The sequence below is a fragment of the Ulvibacter litoralis genome (assembly GCF_900102055.1).
GTDB lineage: Bacteria > Bacteroidota > Bacteroidia > Flavobacteriales > Flavobacteriaceae > Ulvibacter > Ulvibacter litoralis.
In genome coordinates this window covers 16,056-38,642 of sequence record NZ_FNBA01000009.1, presented here as the reverse complement: position 1 = coordinate 38,642, position 22,587 = coordinate 16,056, and the positions used below count along the sequence as shown (strand labels likewise).

Here is a 22,587-nt window from a genome sequence, read left to right as displayed (position 1 = left end):
TTGGCTTAAAAGTCTTTTTTTTCTACGGAAATTTCTTCGGAATAGTCTTGAAGTAGAAACTCTAAGGCTTCCGTTGTATTGTTCGTAAAAAACTGAAGTTTAGGTGGAGACGTCTCTTTCCGAAGTAAGTCAATAGAAGCTAACGTATATTGTGTGTGTCTCGCTACGGCTTCTCCTGAGTCAATAATTTGTATGTGTGGCGGAAGCATTTTTCTTAGCAACGGAATTAAGTAGGGGTAATGGCTACAGCCTAATACGAGGTAATCAATATCAGCTTCAATCATAGGGGTCACATACTTTTGAAGTAAGTTTACCATTTCTGGACCTTCAAGATTGCCTTTTTCAATAAGCGGTACCAGCCCTTCTCCGACTATTTCTAGCATTTTGATATCCTTAGTGTGTTCCATAGCTGTTTTGTGAAACAACAAGCTGCTAAGCGTTCCTTTGGTGGCTAGAATGCCAATGCTCTTTGAGGTAGTTTTAAGTGCTGCGGGTTTTATGGCCGGTTCAATGCCTATGATAGGAATGCTATAGGTGGCACGTAGTTGCGAAATAGCATTTGTTGTGGCTGTATTACAGGCAACCACAATGATTTTACATCCTAGTGAAATGAGTCTTTCTACATTTTTAACACTCAATGCAGTGATTTCCTCTTTGGATTTGTGTCCGTAGGGAGCATTTTTGCTATCTGCTAAATAGATGGTGTTTTCGAACGGCAGTAATTTGTGGATTTCTTGCCAAATGGAAGAGCCACCTACACCAGAATCGAAAATACCAATAGCAGCATTATTTTTCATAGGTATAAAAATAAAAACTGCTCCCCAAATGGAGAGCAGTTTTAGTAAAATAATTTGTTAAAAGATTACGAATTAAATTCCTAATTCTTTTTTAACGTCTACTAGTAAATCTTTACCGTCTGCAAGTAAGATACCGCTTCCAGTTGTAGAGTCTAATACGTATTGAATACCTTGAGCTCTAGCTGTTTTTTGAATTGCAGCACGTGCTTTGTCAAGAATAGGTTGGTACACGTCTAATTCTTTTTTACGAAGATCTTCTAAAGCTTGTTGTCTGTAAGCAGAAATGTTTTTTTCCATTCCTTGAACTTCTAACACGCGTTTTTCATTTTCTTCTTGAGTTTTACTTCCTTCTTCGTTACCGTATTGTTTTACTTTAGCTTCAAATTCTTTAGCCATTGCTTTAATTTCGGTATCGTATGTTTTTTGAAGTTTTTCAAGTTGGTTTTGAGCAGCTTTCATCTCTGGCATAGACTCCATAAGAGCTTGTGTGTCTATGTGTGCTATTTTAGATTGAGCGTTTACAAAACTTGTAGCTCCTACGAAAAGTACTATTGCTACTACTAATGATTTAAATTTTTTCATTGTAATTGTATTTAATAATTAAGTGTTATTGTTGTTTATAGATTAATTGATAGTTAAAATTTAGTTGTCTCCTTCGCCATTGTCATCGCCGCCGGGTCCTGGAGGGCTGCTATTTCTGTTTCCACTAGCATTTAAAATAGAGTCTTTTCTTCTTTGTCTTTCTTCTAGCAATCTAGTACGTCTAGCATCGAATTCTGCTTTTTTAACGGCACGAATAGAATCACGTTCTTTTTTACGTTGTTCCATTATTTTTTCGCGCTCATTTTTCTTAGCTTCAATCGCCTCTTCTCTTTCGGTAACTTCTTTTTCTTCTTCAAGATCTAGACCGTCCCTTTTTTCAATTTGCTTTTCTTCTTTTTTAGAAGTGGCTTGCGTTCTTTTAGCAGCTCTATTAATACTTCTTAAAACAAGGTCGCTAATGTCATTTCTTTTAGCAGCAAATAACATTACTACGTCTGCAGATTTATCGAAGATGAAATCGTATTTTTTACCTTCAGCAACTTCTTGTACAATATTGAAAACCTGATCTTGTATGGGTTGTACTAATTGTCTTCTTTGAATCATTAAATCACCATTAGGTCCGAAACGGTCTTGTTGGTACTGAAGCATTTCATCTTCTTTTATTTTAATTTCTTCTTCGCGTTCTTCAATGAGCTCTTTAGTAAGTAATACTCTTTCATTACTTAAATTAAGTGTCATTAAATCAATTTCTTTTTGCTTCTTATCGATGTCTTTTTTCCATCGTTGAACTTTACCTTCTAGTTGCGTAGAAGCTTCTTTATACTCAGGAACACTTTCCAGAATATATTCCATATCAATGTATCCAATGCGTACACCTCTTTGAGCGTTTGCTACTTGTGTAAAGCAAAAGATAGCAAGTGAGAAAAAAAGTAACTTTCTTGTTTTCATAATAGTTTGGTTGTGTTTAAGAAAATATCGTGCCAAAATTAAAATTGTTGTCCAATAATAAAGTGGGTTTGCCATCCGCTACGTTCGGTTTGATTAAGAGCAGGATCAAATCCATACCCGAAATCTATACCTAATAATCCAAATGCTGGCATAAATATACGTAATCCTGCACCAGCAGACCTTTGAACGCTAAACGGATTGTAATCTCTAAATCCATTGTAAGACCCTCCACCTTCAGCAAAACCTAATACATAGATTGAGGCCATTTGCTTTAAAGTTACTGGATATCTAACTTCTAACGAAAATTTATTGTAAATGTTATCTCCATCTACGGTTGATAATGATTGGTTAGGGTATCCTCTTAGTTGAATTACTTCACGACCATCTAAACTATATGATCCTAAACCATCTCCACCAACAAAGAATCTTTCAAAAGGAGGGATACCACGATCGTTGTTGTAAGCTCCTAAGAATCCAAATTCAGTATTTGTTCTTAGTACTAATTTATCAACAATTCTAGTATACCAAGTTCCTTTAAATTTAATCTTGTAGTATTCTAACCATTTAAAACGTTCTTGATCTATTACAGAAATTCTGTTTCGAGCTGTTACGTAGGTAGGATCTGTAGAAAGCACTTGTGATAACTCGTCTCTTTCTTCCGCTAAACCTCTGTAGTCAACATTGTTGAAAGCTGAATAAGGTACTGTAAGTTTTGCTGTTAAACTGAACTCCGAACCTGAGATAGGATAAATTGGGTTTGTAGCTGTGTTGTTACGGCTAATCCCAAAAGTATACGCTAAGTTATTTGAAAATCCATTACCAAATGTAAATAGGTTTGTATTGTAGTTTTTCAAATTGTAATGCTGAAAACTTACTGCTTGAGATAAGGTAAAATAATCGTCAGGCCATTGTAGTCTTTTAGCAATACCTAAAGATCCTCCTGTGATTAAGAAACGTTGGTCTTTATCTACGTCTCTTGTGCTAAAGTTGTATTGATATTGAATGGTGTGAGAGAAAGAAGAACTAAATTGAATTGGTTTCTTTCCTCCTAACCACGGTTCTGTTAAGGATAGACTGTACGTTTGGTAATACGAACTGGCTTGTGCTCTTATCGCTAATTTTTGACCATCTCCCATAGGAAGAGGTTTGTATGCTTCTCCGTTAAAAATATTCCGAAGTGAAAAGTTATTGAACGATAATCCTAAAGTTCCTACAAAACCACCACCACCGTAACCACCTTGTAGTTCGATTTGACTGGCACCTTTTTCAACCACAGAGTATTCCATGTCTAATGTACCATTGTTAGGGTCTACGTTTTTAAAGTTAGGTGATAATTGTTCAGCATCAAAAAATCCTAGTTGACCTAATTCTCTAATGGTTCTAACTACATTTCGTTTGCTGTATTTTTGTCCAGGACGTGTACGTAATTCTCTATAGATTACATGGTCATTGGTCTTGTCATTTCCAACAACAGTAACATGATCGAAATGAGCTATTTTACCTTCTTTGATTCTAATTTCAAAATCGATAGTATCGTTTCTTACAGCAACTTCAACGGGATTGATAGAAGAAAACAGGTACCCATTATTTTGGTATAAATTGGTAAGGTCGTTAGCATCTGGATCTGAATTATCTGCGATTCGTTCTTGTAGAAGAATTCCATTATAGGTTTCTCCTTTTTTAATACCTAAGGCTTGACGTAACTGTGTATCAGTGTAAACACTGTTTCCGATAAAACGAATATCACCAAAGTAGTATTTGTCACCTTCTTCAATATTCAATTTTAAGGCAACCGTTTTTTCGTCTTTAACGGTTAGAGTATCGCTTGTAATTCGAGCGTCTCTAAATCCGTTGGCTTTATATTTTTCAATGATGTTGGCTTTATCTTCTTCAAATCCGCTTTGAGAAAATTTAGACCTTTTCCAAAAACGAAAGAAGTTTTTACGCTTTACATTTTTCATTGCGCTACGTACTTTAGCATCTGAAAGTTCTTGGGTTCCACTAAATTCAATAGGCGAAACCTTCACACGGCTTCCTTTATTGATTTTAATTTTCATGTCCTTAGCGATTTCAACTCCTGTAGAATCAAGCTTTGGGGTTGTGCTAATAATTACCTGTGTATTTAAAAAACCGTCTTCTTTATATTTATTTGTAATATAATTTTTGGTAGTGGTAATTAGGTTTTTAGTAATCTTAACGCCTGCTTTCAGGTCGTTATCTTTTAAGATTTCTTTCTTCTTACCTTTTTTAATCCCTTCAATAGTTACCTCGTTTAATTTTGGAAGTTCTACGATATAAAGTTCTAAGTCGGCTAGATCACCCTTAACATTTGTAACATAAAATGCAATGTCACTAAAAAGGTTTTGTTCCCATAATTTTTTGGTAACGGAACTTAGTTTTTCACCAGGGATATAGATTCTATCTCCTATTTTAAGTCCTGTAAAAGCAATCACAGTTTGCTCGTTAAAATTTTGAGCTCCAGTAACTTTTATGCTATTTATGGTGTATTTTTTACCACTGTCTAGTTCTTTTTGCTGAGCAGAAAGATTAAAAACGGATAGTATTGCAATACATACAATACAATAAAATTTTTGATAACTATGCAATAGCGTACTATTGTTTGAGTTGTTCACTTGTCTTTCCAAATCTTCTTTCTCTGTTTTGATAATTTAATATTGCCTCAAAAAGATGGGTTTTTGTAAAATCGGGCCAAAGGGTATCCGTAAAATACAATTCGGCATATGCTAGCTGCCAAAGTAAAAAGTTACTAATACGTTGTTCGCCACTAGTGCGTATTAACAAATCTACATCTGGCAAATTTTGTGTGTAAAGATGCTTATTAATAACCGATTCATCAATATCGTCGCGCGAAATTAGGTTATTTTTAACTTTAAGGCTAATCTCTTTAACTGTTTTTATTAATTCTTCCCTAGAACTATAGCTTAACGCTAGTGTAAGGGTCATGTGAGTGTTGTTTTTTGTGCTTTCGATTACTTCCTTTAATTCTTTATTTACTTTTTTTGGTAAAGAATCAAGATTTCCGATAGCATTTAACTTTATATTGTTGTCTTGAAGCGTCTTTATTTCTTTTTTTAAAGAGGAAACAAGTAATTTCATTAATAATTCGACCTCAAGCTTGGGTCTATTCCAATTTTCAGTAGAAAAAGCATATAAGGTTAAGTATGGAATATTAATCTCTGCGCAAGCTTCAACAACTTCGCGAACAGATTTCGTTCCATTTTCATGACCAATAGTCCTTAAAAATCCTTTTTGTTTCGCCCAACGGCCATTGCCGTCCATAATAATAGCTAGGTGCTTTGGAAGTTTATTTTTGTCTATTTGGTCTCGTAAGTTCATTCTTGCTTAAAAGTTACAATAACATGGTTTTCGTCCAAAGGTAAAGCTAAAGTTCACACCTGTAAAGATATACCAGTCATTATTGTTAACATTACCGAATCTCAAAGATTCATTATCAGCAACTATTCCTACTGGGTTGCTGCCGTCTAAATCATCTGTAAAAGTGTATCTCGCACCTATTTCTACAGCAACGGCAAAGCTTGGGCTCATTTTTGCTTTGTATCCTAATACAATAGGGATTGCAACAGAGCCAGCTTGGTCGTAATCTCGAAATTCTTTCGTTGCTGAGTTTATATACGATGCTTTGTATAAAAAGTATGTAAGTCCTGTGTAAAGGTATGGTGTAGAGACATTTCGGCCGTTGTGTACGTTGTATTCCCAAAAAGTATATTCTAATCCAGCAGAAAACTCTGTTATTGTATTATCAAACGAATATCCTCGTTGTTGTCTTCTAGTCTCGTTAGATTCGGAGTCGTCCCCTCTTAAGTCGGCAACTAAAATAGAAGCTCTAAATGCATGTCTCGGACTTCTGTTCCACTTAACAATACCTCCAAAACCCACAGTGTTTGGTGCAATATAAGTGGTTTTTCCTACATCACCAACATGGTTTGCGCCAACAATCATCGCGCCCACTTCGTAGGTTTGAGAATGTGCTAGCTGTGCCGCTATTATTAGTAGTAATATAGTTGTGAAATACTTCATATTCCTTAAAAGTTTGCAAATATAACAATAAACTTGGCTATTTTCCTCTGTAAGCCAATTTCTCTGATGATTAACAAATTTTAAGGTGTTTTATTGTTTAGTTACGCTTGTCTTCTCCCCATAAAAGTTTTTCCCGAAGCGTTTTGATAAAACTATCGTTCGATAATTGAACTAGTTTTATTGTAAAGGGAGCTTTTTTAATGATAAGTGTTGTTTCGTTTTCTACAGTGGCGATTCGAGAGTCTAAAGAAACTAAATAGGCATCTTCCCTTCCGCTTACCTTTAATGTTACGGTACTATTGTCTGGAATCACAATAGGTCTGGCATTCAAATTGTGTGGCGCTATGGGTGTAATTACCATGCTGTTCGTGCTTGGGTCAATTACGGGACCACCACAACTTAAAGAATATCCTGTAGATCCTGTTGGTGTTGATACAATTAAACCATCCGACCAATATGAAGTAAGGTATTTGTCGTTCACCATAGTCTCTACCTTAATCATCGAAGTTGTGTTTTTTCTATTGACAGCAATTTCATTTAAGGCAAAATTAAGGGGTTCAATTTCCTTGTTTAAAGGTTCGGTGGCAATAGTTAATAAACTTCTTTCAGAAATAGAATACTCATTCGAAAGGATTTGATTAATACTTTCGGTAATGTTTTTTTTCTGAATGGTCGCTAAAAACCCCAAGCGTCCCGTATTAATACCCACAATAGGAATGCCCAAGTCTCTTACGTACGTAATCGATTTTAAAATGGTACCATCTCCTCCAATACTAAAAAACAAGTCGTAAGAGCTGTCTAATTCTTTGAAGGTTTCAAAGGTGGAGAAGTTTTTGGAGATTTCTTGATGTTCGTTAATAATGCTAAGGAAGTTTTCTTCAATAACGATTTCTACATTTTTTTTCTGAAGACCACCCAAGACCAATTGAATGTAAGTCTCAGAATCTTTATGATAAAACTGACCGTAAATACCTATTTTCATACAATTTATTATATATTAAGGTATTTGTCTAGATAGTTAGAACGTTCTTTTAAATCGTCTAAGAATTTATCTTCTTCGTGGTTAGATACAATTGTGTAATTATACCTTCTGAAGGTTTGCACAATGGCATTCATACCTTCGTGTCCTATTTTAATAGTGGCTTGTACAATGTCGTTTTCAATTTTTGATACAAAGGCACCTAAAACACGAGCATCGTTAGATTCAACAATTTGGCAAATCTCACTAAACGAATAATCTCTACTTCCTTTTTCAACCACAATAATCCCTCCTGCTTCATTTAAAAAAGGCGTATTGTTAAAAAGATTCATGATGTCGCTTAATTCGTAATAGCCTATATACTCGTTTTTAGAATCTAAAACAGGAATAATGGTACAGTGATTTAAAGCAAAAGCTTCTAAAATATCTAGCCAGTTGGTGTTTTCTCTCACAAAAAAGGGCTCTAGTGCATACTGAAAATCACTAAGTCGTTTCGAAGGTTCAAAACAATACGCATCAGTTTCAGAAATGCAACCAATATATACACCGTCCTTTTTTACAGGAACATGTGTATAGGTGAGTTGGTTAAAAATAAGCTGTACCTCTTTTATTTCCGTAGAAATATCAAAAGGCTTTATGTCATTAATAATTAATTGTTGCGTCTCCAAAATTCAAATTTTATGCAAATTACTTAAAATAAAGATTCAAAACCGTACGTAAGCTTCGTATTTTTGTTCTAATAAGTAAGAAAAAATGACAAAACTAAGTGTTAATATAAATAAAGTGGCCACAATTCGGAATGCTAGAGGGGGAAATACACCCAATTTAGTGCAGGTTGCTATAGATATTCAAAAATTTGGCGGACAAGGAATCACAATTCACCCAAGACCCGACGAACGACATATTAGGTATCAAGACGCCTACGATTTAAAACCCATTGTGACGACCGAATACAATATAGAGGGGAATCCACAAGATGCCTTTTTAGATTTGGTGCTTCAAATAAAACCAACACAGGTAACCTTGGTGCCAGATGCTGTAGATGCGATTACATCGAATGCTGGTTGGGATACGGTAAAGCATAAAGACTATTTAGCTGAAATTATTTCTGAATGTAAACGCAATGGCATTCGAACGTCTATTTTTGTAGATCCTACTCTCGAAATGATTGAAGGTGCAGCCCAAACGGGAACTGACCGAATTGAATTGTATACGGAAGAGTTTGCAAAACAATACAGTTTAGGTAACAAAAAAGCCATTGAGCCGTATGCAGATTGTGCGGTTTTGGCAAATAAGTTAGGATTAGGGATCAACGCAGGGCACGATTTATCACTAGAGAATATTCAGTTTTTTGCTGAAAATATTCCAGGCTTGCTAGAAGTTTCCATCGGACATGCACTTATTTCTGAAGCTTTGTATTTAGGATTGGAAACGGTTGTACAACAATATCTAGAAAAACTGAAATAATGGAAGTACTGCATTCACAAATATTAGGAGAAGGAGCTCCCTTTATAATTCTTCACGGATTTTTAGGAATGAGCGATAATTGGAAAACGCTAGGTGCTAAGTTTGCTGAAGACGGACATCAAGTACATTTAGTAGATCAGAGAAATCATGGACGGAGTTTTCATAGTGATGCTTTTAGTTATGAGCTCATGGCTGAAGATTTAAAAAAGTATTGTGAGTACCATTCGTTAACAGAGATTACCTTGTTAGGACATTCTATGGGTGGAAAAGTAGCCATGTTGTTTGCAGTTACGTATCCTGAAATGGTTTCAAAGTTGTTGGTTGCAGATATTGGACCAAGAGCTTATCCACGACACCATCAGGATATTTTAAAATCACTTTCAATGCTAGATTTTTCAGAAATAAAAAAGAGAAGCGAAGCAGATGAAGTTTTGTCTGGATACATAAAGGATACTGGTACGCGTCAATTTTTACTGAAAAACCTTTATTGGAAAAGCAAAGGAGAATTGGCATTGCGAATAAATTTACCAGTGTTAAGCAGAGAAATTGATGCGGTTGGAGCAGCACTTCCTGAAGGGACTGTTTTTGAAAAAGACACCTTGTTTCTAAAGGGCTCAAAATCCGAATATATAATTAATTCGGATGAATTTTTGATAAAAAAGCATTTTCCGAAAGCATCTATTGTGATTATTTCAAATGCTGGGCATTGGGTACATTCTGAAAATCCTAAAGAATTTTATCAATTTGTGACAAATTTTTTATAACATTGTAGAGGTGATTTACTATGTATGCATAACAAATGCGTTGTTAATCAATTGAAAAGGGTATTTTGCCGAGCACAAAACAAAAAACAAATAAACCTTTAATCTAACTTAATTTATTATGAAGAAAATGTTGCTTCTAGCTGTGGTATCACTTGCCACGGCAGTAATGTATGCCGGTGGGTATCGTGTAAGTCTTCAAGGACAAAAGTCTTTGGCTATGGGACACACTGGAGTTGCTGTTGTTAACAGTAGCGAACTTGTATTTTTTAATCCTGCAGGATTAGTATACTTAGAAAATAAACTTAATGTTTCTGCTGGAGTTAGTGGAGTGTTTTCAAATGTATCATATCAAAATGAAGCTACAGGAGCTTCCGCAATAACGGATAGCCCAGTGGGAACTCCGTTGTATTTTTATGCTTCGTACAAAGCAACCGATTGGTTGGCTTTAGGAGTTGGAGTTTATACACCTTACGGTAGTTCGGTAGAGTATGCAGACGATTGGGCTGGATCTCACTTAGTAAATAACATTGATTTAAAGGCTATTTATATTCAACCAACAGTATCCCTTAAAATAAATGATAAATTTAGTGTTGGTGGTGGACCAATATTCGTAACAGGTTCTGTAAACTTTAATAGAAACCTTAATAGAACGTTATCAGATATCGATGGAAATCGTTCTGAAGTAACGGTTGAGGCTAAAGGAGTAAACGCTACAGGATGGACTGCGAGTGCAATGTTTAATCCTACCGATAAATTAAGAATTGGAGCAACCTACCGTTCTGAAATTATTATGGAAGCTAGAGATGGAGACGCGACGTTTGAAAACGTACCTAACTCTCCACTTACGCCATTTCCTGCTACAACTACATTCCATGCAGATTTACCGTTGCCAGCTGAAATGACAGTTGGTTTGTCATATGAGTTTTGTGATAAATGGTTATTTGCTTTCGATTTAAACCGTACTTTCTGGGATGTGTATGAATCATTAGATATTGATTTTGCTAGCGAGAGTGTGCCAGATTCAAAGAATGCACGTAACTATAAAAACAGCTCAATTTATCGTTTTGGATTGCAATATGAAGCGACTAAAATGTTTACGTTAAGAGGAGGTTATTACTTTGATGAGTCTCCTGTTCAGGCAGGACGTTTTGCACCAGAAACTCCACGTAACGACAGTAGTAACTTTACTGCAGGTCTTACCGTGAATGTTGGTAAAAACTTACAAATAGATGCTTCGTTCTTATACTCTTATTTCAAAGAAGTGGAAGCTTCGTATGATGCGTACTATGAAAATGGAAATGCAGTTCCATTTGGAGGAAGGTATAAAACCAATGCTTTTGTACCAGGTTTAGGGTTAACATATAGAATGTAATTCAAAAAAATTAGAACAAAATGAAAAATACTATAAAATTAATGATAGGCTTGGCAACCGTAGGGTTGGTGAGTTGTGATGCGGAGTTTGATAATCCAGTAACAGAAGCTGGTTTTTACACAAGTGGAACAGCAGATTTCACAAGATACGTAGCAGTAGGAAATTCACTAACAGCAGGATATGCAGATGGTGCTTTATACATAACAGGACAAGAAAACTCTTACCCAAACATTATGGCGCAACAATTTGCGTTGGCAGGTGGCGGAGAGTTTACGCAACCTTTAATGGACGACAACTTAGGTGGTTTACTTTTAAATGGAACACAAGTTTTTAATAATAGATTCGTGCTTTCTGTAGATGAGAACGGAAATCCTGGTCCTGTTTTATTAGAAGGTACACCAACAACTGATGTTGCTACAAGTGCAGCAGGACCTTTTAATAATATGGGAGTTCCTGGAGCAAAAAGTTTTCATTTAGCAGCGCCTGGATATGGTTCAGCTAATCCTTGGTTTGGTCGTTTTCAAACAAGTCAGAGTGCATCTATCATTGCCGATGCAACTTCTATGAATCCAACTTTTTTCAGTTTATGGATTGGTAATAATGATATCTTAAGTTATGCTACTTCTGGTGGTATTGGTGTAGACCAAACAGGAAATTTAAATCCTGCAACTTACGGACCAAATGATATTACAGATCCAAATGTGTTTGCGGCTACTTACAGTGGTTTAGTAGATGCTTTAACAGCAAATGGTTCTAAAGGTGCTGTGGTTAACATTCCAGATGTAACATCTATTCCTTTCTTTACAACAGTTCCTTACGCGCCATTAAGTCCATTAAATCCAGCTTTCGGACCGCAAATTCCAGCGCTAAACGCAACATATGCTCAACTAAATGCTGCTTTTGCCTTTTTAGGAGTTCCTGAAAGATCTATTGTTTTTTCTCAAACAGCAGCAAGTGGAGTGGTAGTTCATGATGAAGGTCTTGAAGATCTTTCTACAGCACTTACACAAGTATTAATTGGAGGTGGTTTAGATCCAGGTACAGCAACTATTTATGGAATGCAGTACGGACAAGCTAGACAAGCAAACGCAGGAGATTTATTAGTATTAACGAGTTCTTCAGCTATTGCAACGGTAGATACAGATAGAGTAGCAGAATTAATGAGTTTTGGTTTAACGCAAGCACAAGCAGGTCAGTTATCTGTAGTTGGAGTTACGTATCCAATGCCAGATCAATATGTATTGGTTCCTGTGGAGCAAGAAGCTATTTCTACAGCAGCAACAGCTTACAATGCCGCTATCGAAGGAATTGCAGCGTCTAAAGGATTGGCGTTTGTAGATGCTAAATCACGTTTAGGACAAGTTGCTAACGGTGGAGTAGGATATGATGGTGGTGTATTAACCTCTCAGTTTGTAACGGGTGGTGCTTTCTCTTTAGATGGAGTACATCCATCACCTAGAGGATATGCATTTACAGCAAATGCAATTATTGATGCTATTAACGAAACCTATGAAGCTACAATCCCTAAAGTTGCTATCGGTAACTATGGTACTGTAACAGCTACTAATAACTAGTCATTAGTTTTTATAAATTACAAACCACTTTCAACGTTGTTGAAGGTGGTTTTTTTATCTTTATAATTCTCTTAATCTCATACCTATGAATTTAATTTTAAAACTATTACTTACCGCTGTCGCAGTTGTAATTCTTGCAAATATTTTACCAGGTGTTGCTGTAGAAGGCTATGTGTCGGCTATTATTGTAGCTATTGTGCTAGCATTGCTACGACTTACCGTTAAGCCGATATTGGTAGTGTTAACGCTTCCAGTAACGATTATAACCTTGGGCTTTTTCTTGTTGATAATAAATGCTATGATTATTCTATTGGCAGATTACTTTATCGATGGATTTACAGTACGTAATATTTGGTGGGCATTGCTTTTCAGCTTGTTGCTTTCGTTTCTGCAATCTATTTTGTTTTCAATTATTGAAAAGGATAAATAAATACCTGAATTACAGCTTGTAAAAGTTTGTTGAGTTGCGTAAAAAATTATACTTTTGCACCCGCCTTTCTCATAAGGAAAGCACAACTTTTATATTGAAAAATTTTTCAGAAAAATGAATATTACAAAAAAAGAAATTGATACGTTAAATGCTGTAGTAACAGTAGATATCAAAAAAGAGGACTATTCGGAAAAAGTAACATCGGTATTAAATAATTACCGTAAAACCGCTAATATTCCTGGTTTTAGAAAAGGACATGTTCCTATGGGAATGGTTCAGAAACAATATGGAAAAGCAGTATTGGTAGAAGAAGTTAATAAACTTTTACAAGAAAGTTTAAATAATTTCTTAACTGAACAAAAATTAGATATTCTTGGAAATCCACTTCCAAAGAATGAAGCTGAAATAAACTGGGAGTCAGATGATTTTACATTTGAGTTCGATTTAGGACTTTCTCCTTCTTTTGATGTAGATGTAAAAGGAAAGGCTGTAACCAACTATAAAATTGTTGCAGACGAGGAAATGTTGAACAATCAAGTGAAAACAATTCGTAAGCAATACGGAAAGTTAACTTCTAAAACAGAAGTTGCTAAGGATGATGAAATTACTGGAACGTTTACGTCTTCAGACATGGAGATAGATAAAAAAGCAACTTTTAGTACAGATGTAATTAAAGGTAAAAAACAACTTTCAGCTCTGTTAAAAGCAAAAGTAGGTGATGAGGTTACTTTAAAAACAAAAGGAATGTTCGCAGACGATCATGACAACCAAAAGTATTTGGGAGTAGATCACGATGCAGCACACGGTTTGGATATTGAAGTTACTTTGAAAATAGAAGAAGTTAACACACGTGAAATGGCAGAATTAAACCAAGAGCTTTTCGATAAGTTATTTGGTGAAGGTGTTGTTTCTTCGGAAGCTGAATTGAAAGCGAAGATTAAGGAAGATGCTGAAAAGCAATTTGAGCAACAAAGCGATCAGAAGCTATTAAACGATGTCGTTGAATCATTAATCGACAATACTAAATTTGACCTTCCAGATACTTTCTTACAACGTTGGATTCAAATGTCTGGCGAAACTCCTTTAACAGAAGAGCAAGCTAAAGAAGAGTACGCTAAAAGTGAAAAAGGATTGCGTTACCAATTAATTGAAGGAAAAATTCGTGCAGAGAATAATTTGCAAGTATCTTTTGATGAATTGAAAGACTATAGTCGTACAATGATTAAAGGACAAATGGCTCAATTTGGTCAAATGGATCCTTCAGATGAAGAATTGGATACAATTGCAGCACGTATTTTAAGTAACCAAGATGAGGTGAAACGTATTAGCGAACAGTTAAATACAAATAAATTGCTTCAATTTTTTAAGGAAAATGCAAAACTGAAGACTAAAGAGATTACTTACGATAAGTTCATTAAGGAAGCTTACGAGTAATTCAGCAATAAATTAGTTATATTTAGGCGTTGAATTTTTACTAATTTAACGCCTTTATTTTTTCAGAAAAAGAGTATAAAAATATGGACTACGAAAAAGAATTTAAAAAATTTGCTATAAAGGATCAAGGGATTAATAGCATGTATTACGATCAAATTGTAAGCAGCATGTACCCGACAAACTTAACGCCAAACATTATTGAAGAGCGCCAAATGAATATCGCGATATTCGACGTTTTTTCTCGTTTAATGATGGATCGAATTATCTTTTTAGGTACAGGAATTAACGATCAAGTTGCAAACATTGTACAAGCGCAATTGTTGTTTTTAGAAAGTACAGATGCGTCAAAAGACATTCAGATTTATATCAACTCTCCGGGAGGAAGTGTATATGCTGGATTAGGTATTTACGATACCATGCAGTTTATCAAGCCAGATGTAGCAACCATCTGTACAGGAATGGCAGCTTCAATGGCAGCTGTTTTATTGTGTGCAGGAGCAAAAGGAAAACGAAGTGGATTAACGCACTCTCGCGTTATGATTCACCAACCAATGGGAGGTGCGCAAGGACAAGCGAGTGATATTGAAATCACCGCCAAAGAGATACTAACCTTAAAAGAAGAGTTGTACACGATTATAGCAAATCATAGTGGTCAAACCTATGAAAAAGTGTACGAAGATAGTGATCGTGATTACTGGATGAAAGCCGATAAAGCTTTAGAATACGGTATGATTGATGAAATTTTGAAAAGAGGATAATCCCTTTTTTAAATTTGAATTTATAGATTAAGAATATGTCGAAAGAAAATTTAGAATGTTCGTTTTGCGGTCGTAAAAAAGCCGAAACCAATCTACTTATTGCAGGTTTGGACGCCCATATCTGTGATCGTTGTATTGAACAAGCCCATGGGATTGTTATAGAAGAAGCGTCACATTCTGCAAACAGTGACTTGTCTAAAGAGGTAATGCTGAAGAAGCCAATTTCTATTAAAGAATTTTTGGACGATTACGTTATTGGTCAGGATCATACAAAAAGAGTTATGTCTGTAGCGGTTTATAATCACTACAAACGTTTACTGCAGCCCAAAACAGAAGATGATATTGATATTCAAAAAAGTAATATCATTATTGTAGGGCAAACAGGAACTGGAAAAACATTGGTCGCAAAAACAATTGCACGAATGCTAAACGTTCCTTTGGCTATCGTAGATGCAACAGTACTTACCGAAGCTGGTTATGTTGGAGAGGATGTTGAAAGTATTTTAACACGATTGCTTCAAGCAGCAGATTACGATCTTGAAAAAGCGCAAAACGGTATTGTATTTATTGATGAAATAGATAAAATTGCCCGTAAAAGCGATAATCCATCTATAACAAGAGATGTTAGTGGTGAAGGTGTGCAACAAGCATTACTGAAATTACTAGAAGGAACGGTTGTAAACGTGCCACCAAAAGGAGGTAGAAAGCATCCAGACCAAAAGTTTATCGAGGTGAATACCGAAAATATTCTTTTTATCGCAGGTGGAGCTTTTGATGGTATTGAACGTCATATCTCAAAAAGACTGAATATGCAAGCAGTTGGTTTTAGTGCTTCAAAAGAAGAAGATAAACTAGAACGTGACCATATGCTTAAGTATATCATTCCGAAGGATTTAAAAGATTACGGGTTAATTCCAGAGATTATTGGAAGGTTACCTGTGTTAGCTTATATGAATCCATTGGATAAAGGAACCTTAAGAGCTATTTTAACGGAGCCTAAAAACGCTATCATCAAACAGTATAAGAAACTGTTTGAAATGGACGATATAGAGCTTATAATTACGGAAGAAGCCTTAGATTATATCGTAGAACAGGCTATTGAATATAAATTAGGGGCTAGAGGCTTGCGTTCGTTATGTGAAGCAGTCTTAACAGATGCCATGTTCGAACTACCAGGAACAGATAGTAAAACACTTACTGTTTCGAGAGAGTATGTTATGGATAAGCTTAATAAGGCAACTATTAAAAAACTGAAAGCAGTTTCTTAATTTGTAAACAGTACATATTTATACAAAGTAAAAGCCCCTAAACATTGTTTAGGGGCTTTTTTAATAAATATAAAAACACTTACTCAAACTATATTTTGTTACGGCATCGCAATCACCGTTTTGTTTTTCTTGTTAAGCACTTTTTGATGCATTAACTCTTTTTTGTTTTTTAAGGTATAACCAGCAACTTGATTTTCTGAATTTTGTACTGTTGAAGAAGTAGCACATGATGAAAATGTTACTGTGAAAATTAAGGCTAAAACTATAAAAACGTACTTGTTCATTATGCGGGGTATTATTTATTTACATGACAAACATAGTGTGTAAGAAAAGGCCTACCAAAACTTTTGGTTAAAGTGAGGTTAAAACTCGTTGAAATACAAAAGTTTTTTTAAAAGCCGCTAAACTACCGTAAACACTCGATATGCGGGTTTTTTTTAATCGGAAGAAAGATGTCTTTAATCGGAAATTGAGGGGTGTTACTTATTAAGTCTTAATAGTTCTTCCAAATAATTTCGTTTGTTTGAAAGTCTAGGAACCTTATGTTGCCCTCCAAGTTTATCATGCTCTTTTAGCCAATCGTAGAACAAGCGCTCACGAGCCACATGAACTATGGGAAGGTTTAATGTAAGATTGTTAAAACGCTTGGCTTCGTAGTCACTATTTTCTTGTTGCAGTGCTTTGTCAAATAGTTCGGTAAATACGTTAAAGTCGGAAGGAGGCGTTTTAAACTCGATCATCCATTCGTGCGCTCCCTTTTCTTTTCCTTCCATAAAAATGGGTGCAGCAGTATATTCTACAATTTCAGAATTGGTGAGCTTAGAAACGTTTTTTAAAGCCGCTTCGGCGTTTTCAATAATCAACTCTTCACCAAAAACGTTAATGTGGTGTTTGGTGCGCCCCGTCACTCGAATGCGGTACGGACTTATAGAGGTAAAACGAACAGTGTCGCCTATTTTATAGCGCCATAAACCTGCATTGGTGGTGATAATGATTGCGTAGTTTTTTCCTTCTTCCACATCTTGTAGTGGAATTACTTTTTCTTCGGAAGTACCATAGGTGTCCATAGGAATGAACTCGTAAAAAATACCATAATCGAGCATTAAGAGTAAATCCTTTTCATGGTTCTGATCTTGAATGGCAAAGAACCCTTCAGAAGCGTTGTAAATTTCGTAATACTTAAAATCTGATTTGGGAAGCAATTGTTTGTATTGCGCTACGTAAGGGTCAAAACTTACACCCCCATGAAAATATACCTCCAGATTAGGCCAAACGTTTAATAGGTTGTCTTTTCCGGTAGTTTCAGCAACAGTATTTAATAATACAAGCATCCATGAAGGAACACCTGCTAAACTCGTTACATTTTCTTTAATTGTTTCGTTTACGATGGCTTGCATTTTAGTTTCCCAATCGTTCATTAGTGAAACTTCACTGCTAGGAGTGCTGCTAAATTCGGCCCAAAACGGCATGTTGTCAATCAAGATGGCAGATAAATCACCAAAGACGGTTCCGTTTTCTTGATAGAGTTCTTTACTACCTCCCAAACGCAAACTCTTTCCAACGAAAAGCTGAGAACTCGGATTGTTGTTGAGATACATACACAGTAAATCTTTACTCGCAGCATAATGACAATCTTCTAACGAGTCACTGCTTACTGGGATAAATTTACTTTTCGCATTGGTCGTTCCGCTAGACTTTGCAAACCATTTTATAGGAGTAGGCCAGAATATGTTGCTTTCTCCTTTTCGAGCGCGTTCTATCTGCGATTCGTTATCTTCATACGAGCTAATAGGGACTCTTTCGGCAAAGGTTCGGTAGTTTTTAATACTTTCAAATTCGTATTGCTTGCCAATTTCAGTACCCTTTGCTTTCAGTAAAAGGTTTTGAAGTAATTCTTCCTGAACTTCAATAGGATACTTCAGAAACAATTCAATTTGATGAAATCGTTTTTTCAAGAACCACGAAGCAATAGAATTTACAATGGGTATTGGCATATTTTTGAAGTATCTTTATGGTATAAAAATAACGATTTTCTTTTTATGAATTATGTAGGAGTTTTAAGTAAAATGCAGACTGAAAATGGGTCGCCCATTCAATACTATTTGGTTTTTGAGAATGACTTCCTAAACGTCAATCAGTTACTAGATAAAAAGCTGTCAATTTCGTTTGTAAAGTACCAGTGTTTGAACTGTAATTTAGGTAAGAAAATTTACCGTCAAGGCTTCTGTTACGACTGTTTTTATGAAATTCCGCAGGCTGCCGATTGGATCATGCGTCCAGAATTAAGTATGGCGCATCTCGATAAAGAAGATCGCGATTTGGTGTATGAGAAAAAAGTACAATTGCAACCGCATATTGTGTACTTGGCAAATAGCAGCAATGTAAAAGTAGGGGTAACTCGAAAAACACAAGTTCCTACGCGATGGATCGATCAAGGAGCACACGAAGCAATCGAAATAGTGGAGGTGCCGAATCGCTATTTGGCAGGTGTTACCGAAGTCGCTTTAAAAGATCATGTAGGCGATAAAACCAATTGGCGTACCATGCTTAAAAATGAAATTGAAGATGTAGATTTAGTCGCGTGGCGAAATAAATTGAAACAATACATTCCCGAAGAAGCGATGCCTTATTTTATAGAAAATAATACCGAAACTGAATTGGAGTTTCCGGTACTTCAATATCCCACAAAACCCAAAAGTTTAAACCTAGAAAAAACGCCGCATTACGAAGGTGTTTTAAAAGGAATTAAAGGGCAATACCTCATTTTTGAAGACAATACGGTATTCAATGTTCGAAGTAATGAAGGCTATGTGGTTTCTATAACGGTGGGTTAATTCCCATCGTCTTTCTTCTTTTTGTTTCCAAAAATACCGCCGATAATATCTTTTACAGCCTTAGTTGTTTCTTCTTGCTTGGTCGTTTCTGTCGTAGTTTTTGTAGAGTCAGTAGGTGTTGTACTTCCGCTATTTTGAGTGATTAAATCCTTCAAAATGTTGGTTCCTTTCGTCGTTAACTCTTCCTTTTGCTTTTCAATTAACTTCTGAGTTAGTGCTTTTACGGCAGTGTCGGTATTTAATGAAACCTGCGGACTCGTAAATGTCCCTGTTAAACCTACAGGCAAGCTTACCGTCATTTCATCGGCCTCTTTTGGGTCTAGTTTAGCCAATAATTTAGTCACATCGCTTCCCAAGTATTTTGCGGGAACATCCATCGTTAGATTATAATCGATACTTTTGTCTAGTCCGTGCGATCCGCCTACCGTCATTTTCACACCTTTTACTTCAAAATCGAAGGGTTTTACTTCAATCTTTCCATTGTTAAAAGTCAATGCAGTGCTCACATCTCGTAAGCTTAATTTGTCAATATTCAAAAACTTGACCTGCTCTCCCAGCTTAGAAACAAGCGGCATTTTGTCTTTGTCTACTTCAGCAGTTAAAATTTGCGCAATGGCGTTTCCAGCGAGCGTTGCTAGATTTGGAGTTAGGTTTTCGGTAAGCTCTCCACTTAATTGAAGGGTCGTGTTTAAATCTCCGTCTAAAGCTTTTGCAATGGGTGCGATGTACTTTAAAAGCTCCAATTGTCCAAACGATTGACCAATGTCAATTTTCTTTAAATCGAGGTTCATTCCAAAGGTAGGGACCGCATTTTTAGTGTCTACATTTCCAGAAAATGCAATGTCACCCCCAAATATCTTAGATGCTACATTGCTCAAACTAGCCGCTTCATTTTTAATTCCAACGGTTCCTTTAGCGTTTTCTAAAACGATATTATCGTACAGTATTTTTTTTGCTGAAAAGTCGATTGTAGCATCTAAGAAGTCTGGAATTTTTACACTTTCTTTTTGTAAACTTGCTTCGGAAGCTTTTGCAGTTCCTTTTGATGCCTCCGTTTCCGAAGTCATAAAGTCGTTTACATTGAAAGTATTGGATTGCACATTAAAACGGCCTTTTAAATCTTGCTTCGCCATCACCCACGGAATCAGATTTTCAATAGTACCTGTTGCCTGAATGTCGGTTTGTCCTGAAGTTGCCGCTAATTCGTTCAAGCGAATGGTTCCTGGTGACATACTCACACTGGCTTTTGAAAGATTTAGATCGTTTTTAAACGCAGCGTCTTTGTACACAAAATTGGTAAGCGTAAGAGTTCCGTTGCTTTTAATGTTTTGGTATTGTTCTTTTTCTACCGATGCCATATCGAAGTTCGTAGTAACATCTGCCGTAAAAATACCCGTAAGCTCTTGCTCCAGTTCCATAGGAAGTACTTTTCCGATGTTTGCAAGATTAATGGTTCCTTTCAAGGCAAGATTTACCAATGCGTTTTCAGTTAGATTTCGAACGCTTCCGCTGAGGTTGAATAACTCGTCATCAATTTTAAATGTAAGTCCGCCAATAGTTAAATACGTATCCTTCAGCAGTCCCGTTTCATTTTTTAATTCCGCAGCAATCGAAATATTTTGAACCGCTTTTGGTAAATCAGGATATTTAAAAGATGCATTCTGGCTATTTACTTTAATATCTAAGGTCGGGATGTGTGTGTCGTCAACAATTCCCTTGATCATTCCATTCACCGTGAAATTACCTGTGGTGGTAACGCCATCAAGTTCTTTTACATATTCCTTCGGAATGACAGCTAGAAAGTTCTTAAAATCGGATGAAGGTGTTTTAAATGTAAGATCTACTTCATTGTTGGTTTCGTTAATTTTCACAAAACCATCAAACGTAAGGGGTAGCTCATTGATTTTCGCTTCGTTTTCTAAAAATGTATATTTCTGATTCTCTAAATCTAGCTGAAAGTCGGCGTCAAGCGTGATGCTATTTTCGCTTAGGTATTCCACATCGCCCATTTTAAATGAAGCCAAAGCTTCTGTTTTGGTCGATAGGGTTGAAAGTGCTGCAGACAAATCGCCAGAACCTTCGTGGTTTACGTTGGTAAGTGTTAAGAAAGTGCTTGTAACCGCGTCTGAATACTGGATGCGTGAATTTTCAATCTCGTAATTTTTAAGTCCGAAGCTAAATCCAGCACTATCTGTTTCTCCTTCTGAAGTTGCAGGAGCATCCTTTTTAATGGCAATGTCATAATTGGCGTTGCCAAGAGAGTCTACTTTAATATTCACCAAGGCTTCGTCTAAAAATAGAGAGTTTACTTGAATAGGCTCATCGCTTTTATTGAACAATTGCATAACGCCCATGTCTAGCTTTATCGTTTTTCCGCTGGCGAGTGTATCCCCTTTAAAAGGAGCATTGTTTACAATACTGAAGTTATTAATAGTAAGTGCCGCATCTGGAAAACTTCTAAAAAGACTTAAGTCTAGGTCTTCCCAGGCAACAGTTGCGTTTATGTTTTCGTTAATCGTGCGTTTCACAATTTTTTCAAGCGTTCCTTTAAAGATAAAAGGTGCGGCAATTAAAAAAATGATACCTAAACCGAGTATGATTCCGAATATTTTAAGTGCTTTTTTCATACGATATAATTACTATTCTTTAGTGTCTATTAATGCTAATTCTTCGCCCATTTCTAAACCAAATCGCTTCCGAAGTGCGTAAACGGATGCGTATAAAAATGGTGTGTCTAAAATGGCTACGAGTACTTTAAAAAGAAATCCGCTTATTAGCAAACCTCCAAATAAAGACCAATCAATTTTTCCAAAACTACACAGCAATGCTAAAACAGTAAAGGTGTCTATAAACTGTGAAAAAAAGGTTGAAAAATTATTCCGAAGCCATAAATGCTTTCCTTTTGTTACGCGTTTCCAATAATGGAAAATATGAATGTCTATATACTGTGCTAGTAAATATGCCATCATCGAAGCAAGTACGGCAATTGCAGTTGCTCCAAAAACCGTAGTGAATAAGGTGTCTGATATAGGACTCCAACTTGTGGCTGGCACCGCATCTGAAACCCAAACAATAAGTAAGGAGAAAAAAGAAGCGAAAATACCTGCCGTTACTACTTGGTTCGCTTTTCTTTTACCATATACCTCGCTCAATATATCGGTAATTAAAAAGGTAATAGGGTACGGTAAAATTCCCACAGATATTTCAAAAGTGTACAGTCCGAAGAAATCCCAATAAAAAAATTTCTGAAAAATTAAATTGGAAACCACCAACGATGCAATAAATAACGCGCCTAGTATTAGGTAGATGCGTTGTGCTGCTAATGTATCTTTTAAAGTAAGTACTGCCACGAATAATTGT

Annotated in this window: 21 protein-coding genes; 9 read left to right on the top strand and 12 right to left on the bottom strand. The window is 36.0% G+C overall.

All coding sequences use genetic code 11. The features are described from left to right. Positions 1-5: 5 nt before the first annotated feature. From murI to BLQ00_RS16240, 8 genes are all read right to left on the bottom strand, one after another. Positions 6-797: a glutamate racemase gene (gene murI, locus BLQ00_RS16275; RefSeq protein WP_093145378.1), complete on the bottom strand. Its 792-nt coding sequence runs from the start codon at positions 795-797 to the stop codon at positions 6-8. Between the two features lie 72 nt (positions 798-869). Continuing rightward, positions 870-1,379: an OmpH/Skp family outer membrane protein gene (locus tag BLQ00_RS16270; RefSeq protein ID WP_093145377.1), complete on the bottom strand. Its 510-nt coding sequence runs from the start codon at positions 1,377-1,379 to the stop codon at positions 870-872. Positions 1,380-1,439: 60 nt separating this feature from the next. Beyond that, the gene (locus tag BLQ00_RS16265; RefSeq protein ID WP_093145385.1) at positions 1,440-2,288 is read right to left on the bottom strand and encodes an OmpH/Skp family outer membrane protein; all 849 of its coding nucleotides are present in this window, start codon (positions 2,286-2,288) and stop codon (positions 1,440-1,442) included. A gap of 38 nt (positions 2,289-2,326) precedes the next feature. Continuing rightward, entirely contained in the window at positions 2,327-4,933 is a 2,607-nt protein-coding gene (bamA, locus tag BLQ00_RS16260; protein ID WP_229792662.1) for an outer membrane protein assembly factor BamA, read from the bottom strand. Next, complete coding sequence (locus BLQ00_RS16255; RefSeq protein ID WP_093145376.1) at positions 4,902-5,645, bottom strand: undecaprenyl pyrophosphate synthase; 744 nt, start codon at positions 5,643-5,645, stop codon at positions 4,902-4,904. The genes bamA and BLQ00_RS16255 overlap by 32 nt, the downstream gene beginning before the upstream one ends. Positions 5,646-5,651: 6 nt before the next feature. Continuing rightward, entirely contained in the window at positions 5,652-6,347 is a 696-nt protein-coding gene (gene porG, locus BLQ00_RS16250; protein WP_093145375.1) for a type IX secretion system protein PorG, read from the bottom strand. Between the two features lie 97 nt (positions 6,348-6,444). Beyond that, complete coding sequence (locus BLQ00_RS16245; RefSeq protein WP_093145374.1) at positions 6,445-7,329, bottom strand: NAD kinase; 885 nt, start codon at positions 7,327-7,329, stop codon at positions 6,445-6,447. A gap of 8 nt (positions 7,330-7,337) precedes the next feature. After that, positions 7,338-7,994: a CBS domain-containing protein gene (locus BLQ00_RS16240; protein WP_093145373.1), complete on the bottom strand. Its 657-nt coding sequence runs from the start codon at positions 7,992-7,994 to the stop codon at positions 7,338-7,340. 85 nt (positions 7,995-8,079) lie between these two features. On the opposite strand from BLQ00_RS16240, the gene BLQ00_RS16235 reads away from it, so the two are divergent. The 8 genes from BLQ00_RS16235 (at position 8,080) to clpX (ending at position 16,393) form a co-directional block, all read left to right on the top strand. Further along, positions 8,080-8,793, top strand: coding sequence for a pyridoxine 5'-phosphate synthase (locus BLQ00_RS16235; protein ID WP_093145372.1), 714 nt, complete (start codon positions 8,080-8,082; stop codon positions 8,791-8,793). Beyond that, positions 8,793-9,557 carry an alpha/beta fold hydrolase gene (locus BLQ00_RS16230; protein WP_093145371.1) on the top strand — a complete coding sequence of 255 codons (765 nt, stop codon included), beginning with the start codon at positions 8,793-8,795 and terminating at the stop codon, positions 9,555-9,557. Before BLQ00_RS16235 ends, BLQ00_RS16230 begins: the two co-directional genes overlap by 1 nt. A 118-nt stretch (positions 9,558-9,675) precedes the next feature. After that, a complete protein-coding gene (locus tag BLQ00_RS16225; RefSeq protein ID WP_093145370.1) occupies positions 9,676-10,929 on the top strand; it encodes an OmpP1/FadL family transporter in 1,254 nt (417 codons plus the stop codon). 20 nt (positions 10,930-10,949) lie between these two features. Further along, a complete protein-coding gene (locus tag BLQ00_RS16220; protein ID WP_093145369.1) occupies positions 10,950-12,503 on the top strand; it encodes an SGNH/GDSL hydrolase family protein in 1,554 nt (517 codons plus the stop codon). Between the two features lie 85 nt (positions 12,504-12,588). Beyond that, positions 12,589-12,933: a phage holin family protein gene (locus BLQ00_RS16215; RefSeq protein WP_093145368.1), complete on the top strand. Its 345-nt coding sequence runs from the start codon at positions 12,589-12,591 to the stop codon at positions 12,931-12,933. 114 nt (positions 12,934-13,047) lie between these two features. Further along, complete coding sequence (gene tig, locus BLQ00_RS16210; RefSeq protein ID WP_093145367.1) at positions 13,048-14,367, top strand: trigger factor; 1,320 nt, start codon at positions 13,048-13,050, stop codon at positions 14,365-14,367. Positions 14,368-14,450: 83 nt separating this feature from the next. Further along, entirely contained in the window at positions 14,451-15,125 is a 675-nt protein-coding gene (clpP, locus tag BLQ00_RS16205; RefSeq protein WP_093145366.1) for an ATP-dependent Clp endopeptidase proteolytic subunit ClpP, read from the top strand. Between the two features lie 35 nt (positions 15,126-15,160). Beyond that, positions 15,161-16,393: an ATP-dependent Clp protease ATP-binding subunit ClpX gene (gene clpX / locus BLQ00_RS16200; RefSeq protein ID WP_093145365.1), complete on the top strand. Its 1,233-nt coding sequence runs from the start codon at positions 15,161-15,163 to the stop codon at positions 16,391-16,393. 98 nt (positions 16,394-16,491) lie between these two features. Here clpX and BLQ00_RS16195 read toward each other — a convergent pair whose 3' ends face one another. Both BLQ00_RS16195 and BLQ00_RS16190 read right to left on the bottom strand, forming a co-directional pair. Continuing rightward, positions 16,492-16,677, bottom strand: coding sequence for a hypothetical protein (locus BLQ00_RS16195; RefSeq protein WP_093145364.1), 186 nt, complete (start codon positions 16,675-16,677; stop codon positions 16,492-16,494). A gap of 195 nt (positions 16,678-16,872) precedes the next feature. Beyond that, on the bottom strand, positions 16,873-18,387 hold the full coding sequence (locus tag BLQ00_RS16190; RefSeq protein ID WP_093145363.1) for a GH3 auxin-responsive promoter family protein: 1,515 nt from the start codon (positions 18,385-18,387) through the stop codon (positions 16,873-16,875). Between the two features lie 45 nt (positions 18,388-18,432). On the opposite strand from BLQ00_RS16190, the gene BLQ00_RS16185 reads away from it, so the two are divergent. Continuing rightward, positions 18,433-19,227, top strand: a complete 795-nt coding sequence (locus tag BLQ00_RS16185; protein WP_093145383.1) for a DUF2797 domain-containing protein — start codon at positions 18,433-18,435, stop codon at positions 19,225-19,227. Here the strand turns inward: BLQ00_RS16185 and BLQ00_RS16180 are convergent. Together BLQ00_RS16180 and BLQ00_RS16175 are read right to left on the bottom strand one after the other, a co-directional pair. Next, positions 19,224-21,854 (bottom strand): AsmA-like C-terminal region-containing protein, encoded by a 2,631-nt coding sequence (locus BLQ00_RS16180; protein WP_093145362.1) that lies wholly within the window; start codon positions 21,852-21,854, stop codon positions 19,224-19,226. The two genes, BLQ00_RS16185 and BLQ00_RS16180, sit on opposite strands and share 4 nt — an antisense overlap. A gap of 12 nt (positions 21,855-21,866) precedes the next feature. Continuing rightward, positions 21,867-22,577, bottom strand: a complete 711-nt coding sequence (locus BLQ00_RS16175) for a queuosine precursor transporter (protein ID WP_093145361.1) — start codon at positions 22,575-22,577, stop codon at positions 21,867-21,869. Positions 22,578-22,587 lie beyond the last annotated feature (10 nt).

Coding starts and splice junctions, on each gene's coding strand:
- BLQ00_RS16255 (WP_093145376.1), bottom strand. CDS start 5,645: ATGAACTTACGAGACCAAATAGACAAAAATAAACTTCCAAAGCACCTA.
- BLQ00_RS16215 (WP_093145368.1), top strand. CDS start 12,589: ATGAATTTAATTTTAAAACTATTACTTACCGCTGTCGCAGTTGTAATT.
- clpP (WP_093145366.1), top strand. CDS start 14,451: ATGGACTACGAAAAAGAATTTAAAAAATTTGCTATAAAGGATCAAGGG.
- porG (WP_093145375.1), bottom strand. CDS start 6,347: ATGAAGTATTTCACAACTATATTACTACTAATAATAGCGGCACAGCTA.
- BLQ00_RS16180 (WP_093145362.1), bottom strand. CDS start 21,854: ATGAAAAAAGCACTTAAAATATTCGGAATCATACTCGGTTTAGGTATC.
- BLQ00_RS16225 (WP_093145370.1), top strand. CDS start 9,676: ATGAAGAAAATGTTGCTTCTAGCTGTGGTATCACTTGCCACGGCAGTA.
- murI (WP_093145378.1), bottom strand. CDS start 797: ATGAAAAATAATGCTGCTATTGGTATTTTCGATTCTGGTGTAGGTGGC.
- BLQ00_RS16190 (WP_093145363.1), bottom strand. CDS start 18,387: ATGCCAATACCCATTGTAAATTCTATTGCTTCGTGGTTCTTGAAAAAA.
- BLQ00_RS16230 (WP_093145371.1), top strand. CDS start 8,793: ATGGAAGTACTGCATTCACAAATATTAGGAGAAGGAGCTCCCTTTATA.
- BLQ00_RS16195 (WP_093145364.1), bottom strand. CDS start 16,677: ATGAACAAGTACGTTTTTATAGTTTTAGCCTTAATTTTCACAGTAACA.
- BLQ00_RS16245 (WP_093145374.1), bottom strand. CDS start 7,329: ATGAAAATAGGTATTTACGGTCAGTTTTATCATAAAGATTCTGAGACT.
- BLQ00_RS16265 (WP_093145385.1), bottom strand. CDS start 2,288: ATGAAAACAAGAAAGTTACTTTTTTTCTCACTTGCTATCTTTTGCTTT.
- BLQ00_RS16185 (WP_093145383.1), top strand. CDS start 18,433: ATGAATTATGTAGGAGTTTTAAGTAAAATGCAGACTGAAAATGGGTCG.
- BLQ00_RS16270 (WP_093145377.1), bottom strand. CDS start 1,379: ATGAAAAAATTTAAATCATTAGTAGTAGCAATAGTACTTTTCGTAGGA.
- clpX (WP_093145365.1), top strand. CDS start 15,161: ATGTCGAAAGAAAATTTAGAATGTTCGTTTTGCGGTCGTAAAAAAGCC.
- tig (WP_093145367.1), top strand. CDS start 13,048: ATGAATATTACAAAAAAAGAAATTGATACGTTAAATGCTGTAGTAACA.
- BLQ00_RS16235 (WP_093145372.1), top strand. CDS start 8,080: ATGACAAAACTAAGTGTTAATATAAATAAAGTGGCCACAATTCGGAAT.
- BLQ00_RS16220 (WP_093145369.1), top strand. CDS start 10,950: ATGAAAAATACTATAAAATTAATGATAGGCTTGGCAACCGTAGGGTTG.